The sequence below is a fragment of the Bradyrhizobium sp. RP6 genome (assembly GCF_003837805.1).
GTDB lineage: Bacteria > Pseudomonadota > Alphaproteobacteria > Rhizobiales > Xanthobacteraceae > Bradyrhizobium.
Genome location: NZ_RQIT01000027.1, coordinates 53,655 through 68,138 on the forward strand (window position 1 = coordinate 53,655; position 14,484 = coordinate 68,138).

Consider the following 14,484-nt stretch of genomic DNA (forward strand, 5'->3'; position numbering starts at 1 on the left):
GGCAAGCGATGTACACGACCATTGCCGAAGTCGAGATCGAGGATCTCGCGCGCTTTCTTTCCATCTTCGCAACGGACGGCCGCAGCAAGCGGGAGGCGCATGGGAGCCTCGGGGCCGAAGTGCTGTTCGCATCGGATGGTTCGGACAGGGGCATCGTCCTGATCGACTGGCGGGACGAAGCGGCCTACGACGCCTTTCGATCCGACGCCTCGGTGCCGCCGACGATGGCCAAAGGCGGCGCCAAGGGCCGCCCGCGGTTCACTCCCGTCATCAGGGCGGGCCGGTTCGCCGCATGACGCCGGACGCGGCGGCCGGTTCGGCCGCCGCGTGCCTCGGCGGTTGCCTCGCCGCGGATTCTCCACTAGACGAGGCCGTGCTCGCTTCCATCGCACATCAGGCTGCGGCTCGAAATCAGCCGCGATCAAAAAAATTGACCATCGTCTCAGGCTTCGCCGACATCTCGCTTCTGCAGCTCCTGCTGGTCGCAACGATGGCGTTGTTTGCTTCGATCATCGGCGGTCTCGCCGGCTACGGCACCGGCGCCCTGATGCCGCTGGTGCTGGTGCCGCTGGTCGGCGCCGAGCCCGTGGTGCCGATCATCGCGATCTCCGCGATGTTCACCAATCTCAGCCGCGCCATCGCCTATCTGCGCTACGCCGACCGCCGCCGCGCGCTGATCGTGCTCGCCTGCGCAGGCTTGACGACGGCGCTCGGCGCCTACGGCTATACGCGCCTGACCAGTGCGGGCGCGGCGCTCGTGATCGGCACCATGCTGATCCTGAGCGTGCCGCTGCGCCGCGTGCTGCGACGGCGCAGCGTGCGGATCGGCGACAGCGGCCTTGCCGCCGGCTCCGTCGGCTACGGCGTGCTGGTCGGCGGCACCTCGGGCTCCGGCGTGATCCTGCTTTCGCTGTTGATGGCCACGGGGCTCGAAGGCGCCGCCGTGATCGCGACCGATGCGATGATCTCGCTCGGCACCGGCCTCATCAAGATCTCGGTGTTCGGCCTCGCCGGCGCCGTGACGGCGCAAGTGCTCGCCTTCGCGCTTCTGATCGGGGGAATGGCCGTGCCCGGCGCGTTCCTGGCAAAAGCCTTCGTCGAGCGGATGCCTGTGCATATCCACACCGCGATCCTCGACGTTGCCGTCATCACGGGCGGGCTGGTGATGATCTCGGCCGCCGCGAGGCAGTTGATCGCTTAGATGCCTCGGCTCCATCCGGCATTCACGCCCGGACTGTGGATCGGGCCGACAGCGGACACGTGGGGGCAAAACGTTCAGTCGAGTTCCCGGTTCGATGCTTCTGCGCTGAACGTCGTTGAAATCGCCGCCGGGATGACCTAGTTCTTTGCCGTGCACCACGGCTCCGCCCACCGTTTCCGTCGATTCGCCAGAACGGCCATGTTCGTGGCGATATGTGCGTTTGTGCTTCAGGCGACGCTGATTTCAGTCTCGCAGGCGAAAGCGGCCGTTGGCGCCATGCCGGCGCCTTCCGTCACTCTCAGCGGCTCGCTGCATTTTCACGACCACTTGGCAGGTCACGTGCACTCCCACGGCGGTGACGGCGCCGAAGGCCACGTACATGACGGGCCGGACCACGACGATGACGAAGGTGCTCCAAGCTTGGCTTGGAACATCTTTGGCATTTCGATCGCCTCACCGCAGTTCATCAGCCTGCTCAGTTCCTTTGAACCGCTCGGCGCAGTCGAACTCCCGGTTGTGCGAGCCACTGTCGGGGTGAGCCCCGAAGGACTCATCCGGCCACCAAGTACCTTCAGCATCGCGTAATCAGGGCGGCCCTGCAGCCGCCGCCTTTTCGCATGTCTGAAGGACCTTTCCATGTTCATGAATCAGCGCTGCCCGAAACGGCGGCTCGCAGCCCTTGGGCTGGTCGCTCTCGGCTGTTTAAGCCTGCTTTTTGGCTTGTCAGGCGCCCTTGCCCATGAGGGGCACGATCACGGCGACGCGGACCAGCCGGCGGTTGTGTCATCAGCCCATCCGAGGGTCGCCGCACGCTCGGAGCTTTACGAAATCGTCGGCATCCTGAAAGACGGCAAGCTTTCCGTCTTCATTGACGATGCGATCACGAACGAGCCGGTTTCGGACGCTGCCTTGCAGGTCACGATCGGCGATTCCGCCCCGATCGAGGCTCCGAGCCAGAACGGAGTCTACACCGCCGCGATCCCGAATGGCACGCTGCCCGGATCGGTTGAGGTCATCTTCTCGATCAGCGCCGGCAAGGGAAATGATCTGCTGGTGGACTCGCTCGCGCCGACGCGTGCCGGCGATGCCCGGCCCCCGGACCAGGAGCACGAGCATGGCTGGTTCTTCCCAAGTCGAACCGCCGTCGCCGCCTCCGCGCTCGCTGCCTTGGGCCTCGGCCTTCTCTTCGCCTATTGGAGGCGACATGGCCGCGGCACGGCTGTTCCCATCTCCGCCGCGATGGCAGGAGCGTTCGTCGCCCTCGCCGCCATCATGCTCGGCGAGGGCCGGACGAACGCAACACAACCAAATCCGCCGGATGCTCCCGTGCTGAGCGACGCCCCGCGGCGCCTGCAAGACGGCACCGTCTTCGCGGCCAAGCCGACGCAACGGTTGCTCGATGTGCGGACCACTGCAGCCGAGCCGCGGACAATTCGACCCGCCGCCACGCTGATCGGCCGCGTCATTGCCGACCCGAACCGCAGCAGCATCGTGCAAAGCGTCTACGGGGGCCGCGTCGTTCCGGGCAATGGCGGCATACCTCGCATCGGACAAACCGTCCGCAAGGGCGATCTGCTCATCCAGATCGAGCCGCATCTGCCGGTCGCGGACCGCACGACGATCCTCGAGAAGGTCGGCGAGATCGAGCAATTGATGGCAGTCACGGACAACAAGCTGCGGCGTCTGAGGCCGCTGGCCGAGCGCGGCGCGGTGCCGCAAGGACAGGTCAACGATCTCGAAAGCGAGTTGGAAGGCCTGCGGGCGCGCCGCGAAACCGTCGGAAACTCCCGCACCGGGTTTGAGGAGCTGCGGGCATCGACCGACGGCATCATCACGTCCGCCAAGGTCGTGCCAGGCCAGGTCATTCAGCCGCAGGACGTCCTGTTCCAGATCGCCGACCCCCGCAGCCTTTGGGTCGAGGCACTGGCCTATGACGATCTGGGTTCGAAGCCGTCTGAAGCCGCAACGGCAGTGGCCCCGGACGGGCAGCAGATTGCGCTGAGCTTCGTTGGAACGAGCCGGGCGCTGCGCCAGCATGCGTCGGTGGTTCAGTTCGCCATTCCCGAGCCGCCGGCGGGCCTCAACATCGGTCAGCCGCTGAATGTGATGGTCCAGAGCGGGGCGCCCGTGGCTGGCCTGATCCTTCCGCGCAACGCCGTCGTTCGGAGCGGCAACGGTGAGAATATCGTCTGGCTGCACACCGGGCCCGAGCGTTTCGAGCCGAAACCGGTTCGCGTGCTGCCGGTGGATGCGGCCCGCGTGATGGTGGCGGCCGGTGTCAACGAGGGCGAACGTGTCGTCGTTCGCGGTACCGATCTCGTCAACCAGATCCGGTAGGCCGCTCATGTTCAAGCTCATCGTCCAGATAAGTTTGCGCAACCGCCTGTTCGTGCTGGCGGTCGCCGCCGTGCTGGTCGGCTACGGCCTCTTGGTCCTGCCGAGCGTGTCCGTCGACGTCCTGCCGGACATCAATCGCCCGACCGTGAACATCCTGACCGAAGCAGAGGGACTGGCGCCCCAGGAGGTCGAACAGCTGGTGACGTTCCCGATCGAGACTTCGATGAACGGCATGCCCGGCGTCATCCGGGTCCGCTCGGTTTCGGGAGTTGGTCTGTCGGTCGTCTACGTCGAATTCGATTGGGGTGTCGACGTCTACCGCGCGCGGCAGTTCGTCTCGGAGCGGCTGGCGCTGATCCGCGACCAATTGCCGTCTTCGGTCAATCCCCAGATGGGACCGGTGACGTCGATCATGGGCGAGATCATGCTGCTCGCGCTGACGAGCGATGGCACGGCTTCGCCCATGGAAGTACGCGAGATCGCCGATTTTGTCGTCAGGCCGCAGCTTCTCGCCATTCCCGGTGTCGCCCAGGTGATACCCATCGGCGGCGAGGTCCGCCAGTATCGCGTGACGCCGAATGTTGCGAAGATGCAGGCGCTCGGCGTCACCCACGAGCAGATCGAGCAGGCGCTGGCAAGGTTCGGCACCAATAGCGCCGGTGGCTTCGTCGACCAGCATGGCCGCGAATATCTGATCCGCAATCTCGGCCTCACCAGGCGCATCGAGGATCTCGGCAACACTGTCGTCGTCACCCGCGGCGAGCAGCCGATCCTGCTGAAGCAGGTCGCCTCCGTGGATTTTGCAGCGCGCACCAAGCGCGGTGACGCCGGCTACAACGGCAAGCCCGCCGTCATCGTCAGCGTCATGAAGCAACCGGCTGCGGATACGGTGGCATTGACGCGCAGCATCGAAGCCTCGCTCGGGGAGCTGCAACGCACCATGCGCGGGGGGATCAACGTCACCAACGTGCAATTCCGTCAGGCCACGTTCATCGAGACCTCGATAGGCAATGTCGAGCGCGTTCTGGCCGAGGCCGCCATCGTCGTCGCATTGGTCCTGTTCGTCTTCCTGATGAATGGACGCGCAGCGTTCGTTTCGCTGACGGCCATTCCGATATCGATCCTCGTGACGGTCCTGGTGTTCCGCGCGTTCGGCCTCACGATCAACACCATGACGCTTGGCGGCCTTGCCATCGCCATCGGCGAACTGGTCGACGATGCCGTGGTGGACGTTGAAAACATCTTGCGGCGCTTGCGGGAGAATGCCGCGTCGAGCACGCCGCGTCCCGTTCTGGAAGTGATCTCCGGGGCAAGCCAGGAGGTTCGTTCCAGCATCGTCTATGCAACGATGATCATCGTTCTCGTCTTCGTGCCGCTGTTCGCGCTACCGGGAATCGAAGGGCGACTGTTCACGCCGCTTGGCGTGGCCTATGTGGTCTCGATCCTTGCCTCGCTGCTGACGTCGATCACCGTGACGCCGGTTCTGTCCTACTATCTGCTGTCGGGACGAGCTCGTTCCGTCGGCCGCGAGAGCCTGATCGTCACCAGGCTGAAGCAGGCCAATCGGCGGGTGCTTGGATGGGCGTTCGAGCAGCGGGGCCTGGTCCTCGGCTCCGTCGCGGCGGCGGTCGTGGTGGCCGGCTACGCCGCGAGCCAGATGCCCCGCAGTTTTCTTCCGCCCTTCAACGAAGGGACGCTGGTCCTGTCGCTGCAGTACAATCCAGGCATTTCGCTCGCGGAATCGAACCGTCTTGGACTGCTGGCGGAACAATTGCTCGCAAGGGTGCCCGAAGTGAAATCGGTCGGACGCCGCACCGGCCGCGCGGAGCTCGATGAGCACGCCGAAGGCGTGCACTACAGCGAGATCGATGTCGATCTCGTTCCGTCCAAGCGCCAGAAGGCGGACATCTATGCGAGCATCCGGGACGCCCTGTCCGCGCTGCCGGCGTCGGTGGCCATCGGACAGCCGATCAGCCACCGCCTGGATCATCTCCAGTCGGGCATTCGTGCCCAGATCGTGCTCAAGATCTTCGGTCAGGACATCGAGATGCTGCGCCGGCTGTCCGAGACGGTGCGCCAGCGACTATCGTCGATCCCCGGTCTGGTCGATCTCCAGGTCGAGAAGCAGGTGCTTATTCCGCAAGTGCGGGTTCAGGTCGATCATGCCCGCGCCGCCCTTCATGGCCTGACGCCGGCCGCGATCACGCAGGCGCTCGATGCGCTGTCCAATGGCCGAAAGGTCTCCCAGATCGTCGACGGCAATCGCCGTTTCGACGTCGTGATGCGTCTGTCGGAGCAAGACCGTTCGACGACGGGACTGCAAAATCTGCTCATCCCGACCGGCCTGGAATTCGTTCCGCTGAGCGCTTTGGCCGACATCGTCGAGACAGACGGGCCGAACCAGATTCAGCGGGAGGGGACCCAGCGCAGGATCGTTGTCTATGGCAACGGGGACGGACGTCGCGACGTCGCCGATATCGCTGCGGACATTCAGAAGGCGGTTCGCGATCTCGATCTTCCGCAAGGCTACACCACGAGCCTCGAAGGCGCATTTCAGGCGCAGCAGCAGGCATCCTGGCGGATCGGTATTCTGTCGCTGGCGTCGATGGCGATGATCTTCATCGTCCTCTACAGCCGCTACCGCTCGACCGCACTGTCGCTGATCATCATGGGCGGCATACCGCTGGCCCTGATCGGCAGCGTTGCGGCGCTGAAGATCTCCGGCCAGCCCCTGTCGGTGGCCTCGATGATCGGCTTCATCACGCTTGCCGGCATCTCGGCGCGCAACGGGATCTTGAAGATCTCCCATTACATCAATCTCGCCATTCACGAAGGCGAGCCTTTCGGGACCGGGCCGGTCATTCGAGGCAGCATGGAGCGCCTCAGCCCCGTTCTGATGACGGCGCTTTGCGCAGGGCTAGCGCTGACGCCGCTCTTGATCGGCGCGGACCAGCCGGGCCGGGAAATCCTGCATCCCGTCGCGGTGACGATCTTCGGAGGTCTGCTCAGCGCGACGATCCTGGACACCATCGTGACCCCGATTCTGTTTCTGATGTTCGGCAAGCAGCCGTTGAAGCGGCTCGCGGCCGGACATGCCGCAACCTTCACGTCCGCGGAAGCCTATTGACCTCCGCACAAAACCAGAGGAGCCCCCATGAGAAAATACATTCTCCCGGCCATGATAGGCGTGATCGCGGCAATGCCGGACCTTGCCGCGGCACAGACGAGAGGCAGCAACGGCGGTCCCGTCGTCAAGTCGCAGGGGCATCCGATCGAGTTCGTCAGCAAGGGCACGGATATCGTCTTCTATGTCGGGGACGACGATGGTTCTCCGCTCTCGACCAGGGACATGCGGGGGCGCGCAACGATTCAGGACGCCGGCAAGACCGTTACCGTTCCGCTCGCTCCGGCCAGTCCCAACATGATGGCGGGAAAGCTGCAGGCCGAGCTGTCGCCGAAGGCCATCGTGGTGTTTTCCGCGAGCTTGCACGGTCATTCCCTGACGGCGAGATATACTGTGGAATAGTTGCCGCGTGGAAAGCGAAGCACATCCAGCGAGATCGATCGTCTGTTCAATTGCCTGGCGTTCCGTTCGCTCTTGGTGCGGCCCTTCGCACGTGGCCTCACCCGTCGTTGCGCGCGGCGCTGCGCAGCATCTTGACGAAGGCCTCCGCCGGCGGCGTGAGCGCGAGCCCCCGCCGCTGATAGATATAGTAGCGGCGGCGGATGTCCGGAGCGCGCAGCTTGATGAAGCGCACGTCGAAGTTGGGCGCGAACAGGCGTCCATAGTCCGGAACGAGCGCAAGGCCGGTGCCGACGCCCACCAATGACAAGGCGGTGGTGAGATATTTGACCTCGACGGCCGTCTGCATCGAGAGCGAGCTGTCGTGCGCATGCAGCAGGCGCTCGATGTGGCGGTTGAACTCGCTGGAATAGATCACCCAGCGCTCGTCGCGCAGCTTCCGCCACGAGACGGCGCGTTGCTGCGCAAGCCTGTGCCGGGCTGAGCAGACCACCCGGATCGGGACATCCATCAGGAACGTGCTGGTGACATCCTCGCCGGTGGCGCGCTCGGGGCCGACCCCCAGCTCGGCCTCGCCGCGCCGCACGATGCTCACCACCTCGTCCGCCATCGCGTCGGCCACGCGCAGGCCGATATCCGGATGATCGCGCTCGAATTCGCCGAGGACCGCGGCCACCCACGTGCACGCCAGCATCTGCGGCGCAACCACGCGCAACAGGCCGGTACGGAGCGCACGAAGGTCCGAAGCGCCCTCCGCGATCTGTTGCAGGTCATCCAGGATGCGGCGCGCGAAGGGGAGCAATTGCTGGCCCGCCGCCGTCAATAGCACCACCGCGCCCCGGTCGAACAGTTTCAGGCCGAGCGTGTCCTCGAGCTGCTGCACCAGCATGCTGACGGCCGACTGCGTCAGGTGGATCTGGCGCGCTGCCGCCGTGAAGCTGCCGGCGCGCGCGACTGCGGCGAAGGCGCGCATCTGGCGCACGCTGAGATGGGAGAGATCTACGGGGCGCATCGAATATCCTCGGTCGAATGCAGCGACTATCAGAAAACCTGATAAGGATATTAAAAGAATTTGCTTGTGTGATGGTGGAATTATTTCTCAGAATTCACCGCCATGCATATTGTCGTCATAGGGACCGGAATCGTGGGCGCCTGCAGCGCGGCTTGGCTGCAGCGCGACGGTCACGACGTGACGTTCGTCGATCCTCTGGATGCGGGCGAAGCCTGCTCGTTCGGCAATGCCGGCTCGCTTTCGCCCAGCGCCTGCCTGCCGGTGGGCATGCCGGGCATGTGGAAGAAGGTGCCGCGCTGGCTGCTGGACCCGTTGGGGCCGCTGACGGTGCGCTGGACCTATGCACCGCGCGTGATGCCGTGGCTTCTGCGCATGCTCGGCCATTCATCGCGCGAAGAAGTGACGCGCATCGCCACCGCGCTCCGTTCGCTGCTGTCCCCCATCTTCGACTGTTACGATCCGCTGGTCGCCCATGCCGATGCCCGGGATCTGGTCCGGCGCAGCGGCTGTCTCTACGTGTTCTCCTCGCGCGAGACCGCGGCGCAATGGGCCTGGGGCATGAACCTGCGGCGATCGCTGGGCGTGCGGATGCAGGACGTCGAGCAGGATGAGCTGGAAGCGCTGGAGCCCGATTTGAAGGGACGTTTCCGGTTCGGCATTCTCGCGCCCGAGAACGGCTCGACGTCCGACCCGTCCGCGCTCGTCAAGGCGATCTACAATCGCTGCATCGCCGATGGCGCGCGTCACATCCGGGACCGCGTCCGCGGTTTCGAACGGCAGGGCCGGCGCGTCACGGGGGTGACCCTGGAGCGCGGCGAGCCGCTGGCGGCGGATGGCGTGGTGGTGGCGGCCGGCGCCTGGTCGGGGCCCTTGGCCGCGTTGCTCGGCAGCCCTGTGATGCTGGAGACCCAGCGCGGCTACCATGTCACCGTGCAGAGTTCGAACCTGGCACTCCGCCACACCGTGATGGCGGTCGAGCACAATCTCATGGTCAATCCGATGACCATGGGCCTGCGGCTGGCCGGCACGGTGGAGTTCGCCGGCCTGAAAGCGCCGCCCAACATGGCGCGCGCCGACGCTCTGCTTCGCCAGGGCCGGCAGCTGTTTCCCCATCTGGATACGTCGTCCGTGACGCGCTGGATGGGCCATCGGCCCTGTCTTCCGGACAGTCTGCCGGTGGTCGGTCCGGTCCATGCGGCTGACAACGCCTGGCTCGCCTTCGGCCACGGCCACATGGGCATGTGCATGGGCGCGGCAACCGGCCGCGAGATCGCGCATCTGGTGGCCGGCCGCCCGACGCAGGTGGATCTGGCGCCCTTCTCGCCGGAGCGCTTCCGGTGACCGCCCGGTGGTCGCTTGCCGTGGACATGGGTGGCACCTTTGTCGATGCGGTGGCCTTGCGCAGAGACGGTCACGTCGCGGCGCTCAAACATCCGCGCGCCGGACGCGGGCTGGCGGAGCCGATCGTCGAGGCACTCGATCGACTGTGTGCGCAGGCGGGCATCGTGTCCGGCGACGTCGACCGCGTGGTGCACGGCTCTACGATCGTCACCAATCTGCTGCTGGAGCTGAACGAGCCGCCGGTCGCCCTCGTCCTGACGCGCGGGATGCGCGATGTGCCGGTGCTGGCGCGACAGGACCGCAAGGAATTGTACGAGCCGGTGATCAAGCCGGCCGTGCCCGAGGCGAAGCTGTTTCCTGAATCTTTGCGTTTCGAGATCGGCGGACGCATCGATGCCGACGGTCACGAGGTGGATCCGCTCGAATTGTCCGCGGTCGGTACGATCGCTGATGCCATGAGCGCGGCCGGCGTGCGCGCGGTGGCGATCGGCCTGTTGTTCTCGCATCGCAATCCCGCGCATGAGCGCGCGCTACGTGCCGCACTCCACGCGCGCCTTCCGGACCTGGACATCTCCCTGTCCAGCGAGGTCGATCCGCAGCCGCGGGAGTTCGAGCGCTGGCTGACCACGGCGCTGGACGCCTATGCCAAGCCGTTGACCGCAGATTATCTGCGCACCCTCGCCGAAGCCTTGAACAAGCGCGCTCTGCCTTCGCTGCGTCTGATGCGATCGGCGGGCGCCACCGCGCCCTGGCAGGAGATGGCGGCGCAGCCGATCGGATTGGCCATGTCCGGCCCCTGCGCGGCCTTGCAGGGCGTGGCCGCCTGCCTGGGCGCATGGCGGGAGCCCGCGATCAGCCTGGACGTCGGCGGCACCAGTGCCGACATCAGCGTCCTCCGCGACGGCCGGCCGACATTCACCGAAGAGCTCGAATGTGGCGGCCTGCCGATCCGCCAGCGCTGCGCGGACATCACCTCCATCGGCATCGGAGGCGGCAGCGTGGTCTCGGTGCTGCCGGGCGGTGCTCTGCGTCTCGGTCCGCGCTCGCAGGGCGCCTGGCCGGGTTCGGCCGCCTTCGGTCTGGGCGGTGACCTGCCGACGCTGGGCGATGCGCTGTGCGTCCTGGATCGCTTGCCGCCCCGGCTGGCCGGCGGGATGGCGCTGGACCGTGCCGCCGCGGAGGCGTCGCTGCGCGATGTGGCCGGCGCGCTCGGTCTGTCGTTGCCGCGCACGGCCGAAGCCGTCGTGAGCGCCGCCGCCGCCGGGATGGCGGAGGCGCTCAAGACTCACGCCTTCCAGCGCAGGCTGGATCCGGCGGATGCGGTGCTCGTCGCCATCGGCGGCGGCGGCGCACAGCATGCGGCCGAAGTCGCGGAACTCGCCGGGATGCGCCGCGGGCTGGTGCTGCCGCACGCCGGGGTGATGGCGGCGCTGGGCATGCTCTGCGGTCCGGACGAGGGCGACGTCCGCATGGCGGCGAACGAAAGCCCGTGGGGCTCGCTGCCGCCGCAAGGCGAGGGGCCGCAATCGCTGTTCGCGCCGATGACCACCGTCTGGGTGCCGGCAGGCTGGTCCTGGCGGCTGCTGCCGGATCAGACGCTCGCGCTGGAGGCAAAGGTCTGATGACGCGCGTCTGCGACCTCGCATCCGATGAGGCCATCGCACTGCGCATGGAGCCGCTGCGTCTGGCGCTGCAAGGCACGGCCGACCGCATGCAGGCCGGCATGATGCGCGCCGCCGTGTCGTCCATCGCCCGCGAGAGCGGCGACTGTGCCGCAGCGCTGTTCCTTCCGGACGGACGGTTGCTGGCCCAGGCGCGTTCGCTGCCGCTGTTGCTGGGATCGCTGATACCGGCGGTTGCCGGCGTGCTCGCGCGCTTTCCGCTTTCGGCGATGTCGGAAGGAGACGCCTATCTGCTCAACGACCCCTGGTCTGGCGGCACGCATTTGCCGGATCTCGCCTTGGTCCACCCGGTCTTTCAGGATGGCCAGGTGATTGCCCTGGCCGCCGCCAATCTGCATCACCAGGATGTCGGCGGCATGGCTGCGGGCTCCATCCCGCCCGACGCCACCGAAGTCTATCAGGAGGGCCTGCGCCTGCCGCCGGTGCGCTGGCGCAGCGCCGAGGGCGTGCGACCCGACATCGACGCCATCCTGGCCGCCAACTCGCGAACACCCGACAATCTGCGGGGCGATCTGGAGGCGCAGTGGGCAGCGCTGACGCAAGGCGCGCGCGAACTGAGTCAGATCGCGCGTCACACCGGACCTCGTTTCCCCGATGTTTGCGATGCCTTGATTGCGCAGACGGAGCGCATGACCCGCGCTGCCCTTCTGGCCGCGCCCGACGGCGAATGGATCTGGCGCGATCAACTGGATGGCGACGGCGTCGACAGCGCGCCGGTGGCCATCGTGGTGACCTTGCGCAAGCGGGGTGACGCGCTGGAGATCGACTTCGAGGGGAGCGCGCCGCAGGTTCGTGGACCGCTCAACGCCTCGCCGGCGGCGATGCTGTCGGCAGCCCTGTTCTTCATGCGCACGCTGGCGCCGGAGGCTCCCAACAATGCAGGTTGCCTGGCGCCGCTGACGCTCAAGCTTCCACCCGGCAGCCTGGTCAATCCGAAGCTGCCGGCGGCGGTCAATGCGCGCACGGCTACCGTGAAGCTGGCTTGCAACGCCATTCTCGGCGCCTGGTCGCAGGCGGCAAGCGGGACGGGCGTGGCGCCGCATGCCGGCGTCGCCACCGTGCTTGTGCTCAGCGGCACGCGAATGGACGGGCGGCGCTGGATGTTCACCGAGATCATCGCCAGCGGCGCCGGCGCCAGCACCGATGCGCCGGGGCGCGCGGGCGTTTCCACGGACGTCGGCAACGCGCGCAACACGCCCGTGGAGGTGATCGAGGCCGAAGCGCCGCTGCGTGTCGAATGTTACGAGATTTGTCGCGGCAGCGGCGGCTCCGGCGCGCAACGCGGCGGCGATGGCGTGCGCCGCGTCTATCGCCTGCTCGAAGGTCAGGGGTGGATCGCCTATCGCGGAGAGCGCCATGTCGGTCGTGCGCGCGGTGCGCGAGGCGGCGAGCCCGGCGCAAACTCGGTGGCCCGCATCTTGCGTGTGGACGGAGCGGTCGAGCTCTTGCCCGCGCGTGCCCGCATCGCCTGGTCTGACGGTGACCGGCTCATCATCGAGACCGCCGGCGGTGGTGGCTGGGATCCTGCTTCAGCTGACGCCACGAAACCCATGTAGGAAGTTACCCATGATCGATCTGCCTGTTTCGCGCCGCGCAACGCTCGTCCTGGCCGCCATCGCGATGCTCTTGCCCGCGTCGGGCCATGCGCAGGCAACCTACCCGAACAAGGCGATCCATATCGTCGTGCCGTTCGCGCCCGGCGGCAGCACCGACGTGCTCGCGCGGCGTCTGGGCGACAAGCTCGCCGCGACCTGGGGCCAGCCCGTCGTGATCGAAAATCGCCCCGGCGCCGGCGGCGCCCTGGGCGCCGACTTCGTCGCCAAATCCGCACCTGACGGCTACACCCTGCTCGCGGGCGTCACCGGCAGCAACGCCATCGCGCAGGCGCTGTACCCGAAATTGCCCTACAACGTGATCAAGGACTTCGCGCCCGTGTCGATCATGGTGACTGCGCCGCTGGTGCTGGCCGTCAATCCCGACGTGAAGGCGAACAGCGCGGCCGAGTTTCTCGCCTTGGTCAAGTCGAAGCCGGGAGCGCTGAGCTTCGGCTCGGCCGGCAACGGCACGTCGATGCATCTCACCGGCGAGATGTACAAGCAGGCCGCCGATGTCTCGATCGTGCACGTGCCCTATCGCGGCAGCGCCGCCATGCTCACCGACCTCATGAGCGGTCAGATCCAGGTCACGTTCGGCGACGTCCTGGTGCTGATGCCGCAGATCCAGGCCAGCAAGGTTCGCGCGCTGGCGGTCACCTCGAAAACGAGACACCCCCTGTTGCCGGATGTGCCGACGCTCGATGAAACGGGGCTGAAGGGATTCGAGGCGCTGTCATGGCAGGGCCTGTTCGCGCCGGCCGGCACGCCGCCCGAGGTGGTGCAAAAGCTGAGCGAAGAGGTGAACAAGATCATGCAGTCCGCCGACATCAAGAACTATTTCGCGGCGCAGGGCTTCTCGGTCGAGGGGTCGACGCCGGAGGCGTTCAAGGCCTTCGTCATCAGGGAAGTGGAGAAGTGGACGCCGATCGTGAAGACGGCGGGCGTCAAGGCGAATTGAGACGAGCTCGCGCGATGTCCTCGCGCCTTCTGCCTGGGTCGCAGTACGCTTGCGGCCCACGCTGGCCTGATGATCTGCGCCGTTCATGCAGCGCGGGGGGATAAGCACCTTGCCGAGCTCGATGAAGATCGCGCGCGAGCGATCGGCGGGATCGGCGATCAACGAGAAGTCGGCGAGAGACTTAAGTCGGCGAGAGCCTTCGGTGTCGTCGCCGCGGGCGCGGAGTCCGCGGCATGCGATCGAGATCAGGCCATCGCAGCGAGTGAGGCGATGATCGCGAGGCTTGCGACCGGGGAGGCAAATTGATGCGGACCAGGCATCGCATCCCCATTGGCGCCTTCCGATTTGGTTCCGGTGCGCGCCACCGCGGGATGAGCTGAGGCGGAGCTATTCGTCTTCCTCGTCTTCCTCGTCCTCTTCATCCTCGTCGTCCTCGAGTTCGTCCTCCTCGAGCCGCTCGAGCACGGCGAGCGGCAGCGTCTCGCGGAACAGCTCGCCTTCCATGCCCATCCACAGGCAGACAACCTCTTCGCCCTTCACTTCCGCAACGGTCAGCGGCTGGCCACCGGATTTGAGCATAACGACATCGCCGGCTTTCAAGTCCATGAGGTGGTCCTTTCAGGTAGATCAGACGTGACGCTAGCAAGCCGTTGTGACAGACCGATCACGGGCGCCCCGATCTGGCGCGGCGCGGTGGTCACGCACGAGAGGTTCGAGGGGGCCTGCTGGTTGCGTTGGCCGAACCTTGCGACGATGACACTCTACCCCTGTTTTGCCCGACGGATCAGAAAAAATTTCGGCGAAACGGTAAGTGCTTGAAATTCCAGCAGGCGCT

General features: G+C 66.3%; 12 protein-coding genes. 10 read left to right on the plus strand and 2 right to left on the minus strand.

All coding sequences use genetic code 11. The annotated features are described in order from the left end of the window. Positions 1-8: 8 nt before the first annotated feature. From EHH60_RS32130 to EHH60_RS32155, 6 genes are all read left to right on the plus strand, one after another. Positions 9-296: an antibiotic biosynthesis monooxygenase gene (locus tag EHH60_RS32130; protein ID WP_124163355.1), complete on the plus strand. Its 288-nt coding sequence runs from the start codon at positions 9-11 to the stop codon at positions 294-296. A gap of 134 nt (positions 297-430) precedes the next feature. Beyond that, positions 431-1,201 carry a sulfite exporter TauE/SafE family protein gene (locus EHH60_RS32135; RefSeq protein WP_124163356.1) on the plus strand — a complete coding sequence of 257 codons (771 nt, stop codon included), beginning with the start codon at positions 431-433 and terminating at the stop codon, positions 1,199-1,201. Between the two features lie 198 nt (positions 1,202-1,399). Further along, positions 1,400-1,786, plus strand: a complete 387-nt coding sequence (locus tag EHH60_RS32140) for a hypothetical protein (RefSeq protein ID WP_124163357.1) — start codon at positions 1,400-1,402, stop codon at positions 1,784-1,786. A 51-nt stretch (positions 1,787-1,837) separates the two neighbouring features. Continuing rightward, positions 1,838-3,538 (plus strand): efflux RND transporter periplasmic adaptor subunit, encoded by a 1,701-nt coding sequence (locus EHH60_RS32145; protein ID WP_245454637.1) that lies wholly within the window; start codon positions 1,838-1,840, stop codon positions 3,536-3,538. Positions 3,539-3,545: 7 nt separating this feature from the next. Continuing rightward, a complete protein-coding gene (locus EHH60_RS32150) occupies positions 3,546-6,665 on the plus strand; it encodes an efflux RND transporter permease subunit (RefSeq protein WP_124163358.1) in 3,120 nt (1,039 codons plus the stop codon). Positions 6,666-6,692: 27 nt separating this feature from the next. Continuing rightward, positions 6,693-7,064 carry a hypothetical protein gene (locus EHH60_RS32155; protein WP_245454638.1) on the plus strand — a complete coding sequence of 124 codons (372 nt, stop codon included), beginning with the start codon at positions 6,693-6,695 and terminating at the stop codon, positions 7,062-7,064. Positions 7,065-7,161: 97 nt separating this feature from the next. Here the strand turns inward: EHH60_RS32155 and EHH60_RS32160 are convergent, their stop codons facing one another. Continuing rightward, on the minus strand, positions 7,162-8,034 hold the full coding sequence (locus EHH60_RS32160; RefSeq protein ID WP_245454639.1) for a LysR family transcriptional regulator: 873 nt from the start codon (positions 8,032-8,034) through the stop codon (positions 7,162-7,164). 141 nt (positions 8,035-8,175) lie between these two features. Between EHH60_RS32160 and EHH60_RS32165 the strand changes: the two genes are divergently transcribed. The 4 genes from EHH60_RS32165 to EHH60_RS32180 are packed head-to-tail and all read left to right on the plus strand — an operon-like array spanning position 8,176 to position 13,649. Then, the gene (locus EHH60_RS32165) at positions 8,176-9,414 is read left to right on the plus strand and encodes an NAD(P)/FAD-dependent oxidoreductase (RefSeq protein ID WP_124163360.1); all 1,239 of its coding nucleotides are present in this window, start codon (positions 8,176-8,178) and stop codon (positions 9,412-9,414) included. Further along, the gene (locus EHH60_RS32170) at positions 9,411-11,036 is read left to right on the plus strand and encodes a hydantoinase/oxoprolinase family protein (protein WP_124163361.1); all 1,626 of its coding nucleotides are present in this window, start codon (positions 9,411-9,413) and stop codon (positions 11,034-11,036) included. The genes EHH60_RS32165 and EHH60_RS32170 overlap by 4 nt, the downstream gene beginning before the upstream one ends. Positions 11,037-11,083: 47 nt before the next feature. Further along, complete coding sequence (locus EHH60_RS32175) at positions 11,084-12,652, plus strand: hydantoinase B/oxoprolinase family protein (RefSeq protein WP_283811874.1); 1,569 nt, start codon at positions 11,084-11,086, stop codon at positions 12,650-12,652. 10 nt (positions 12,653-12,662) lie between these two features. Further along, the gene (locus EHH60_RS32180; protein WP_124163362.1) at positions 12,663-13,649 is read left to right on the plus strand and encodes a Bug family tripartite tricarboxylate transporter substrate binding protein; all 987 of its coding nucleotides are present in this window, start codon (positions 12,663-12,665) and stop codon (positions 13,647-13,649) included. A gap of 387 nt (positions 13,650-14,036) precedes the next feature. Here EHH60_RS32180 and EHH60_RS32185 read toward each other — a convergent pair whose 3' ends face one another. Beyond that, the gene (locus EHH60_RS32185) at positions 14,037-14,255 is read right to left on the minus strand and encodes a DUF2158 domain-containing protein (RefSeq protein ID WP_124163363.1); all 219 of its coding nucleotides are present in this window, start codon (positions 14,253-14,255) and stop codon (positions 14,037-14,039) included. Positions 14,256-14,484: the final 229 nt, after the last annotated feature.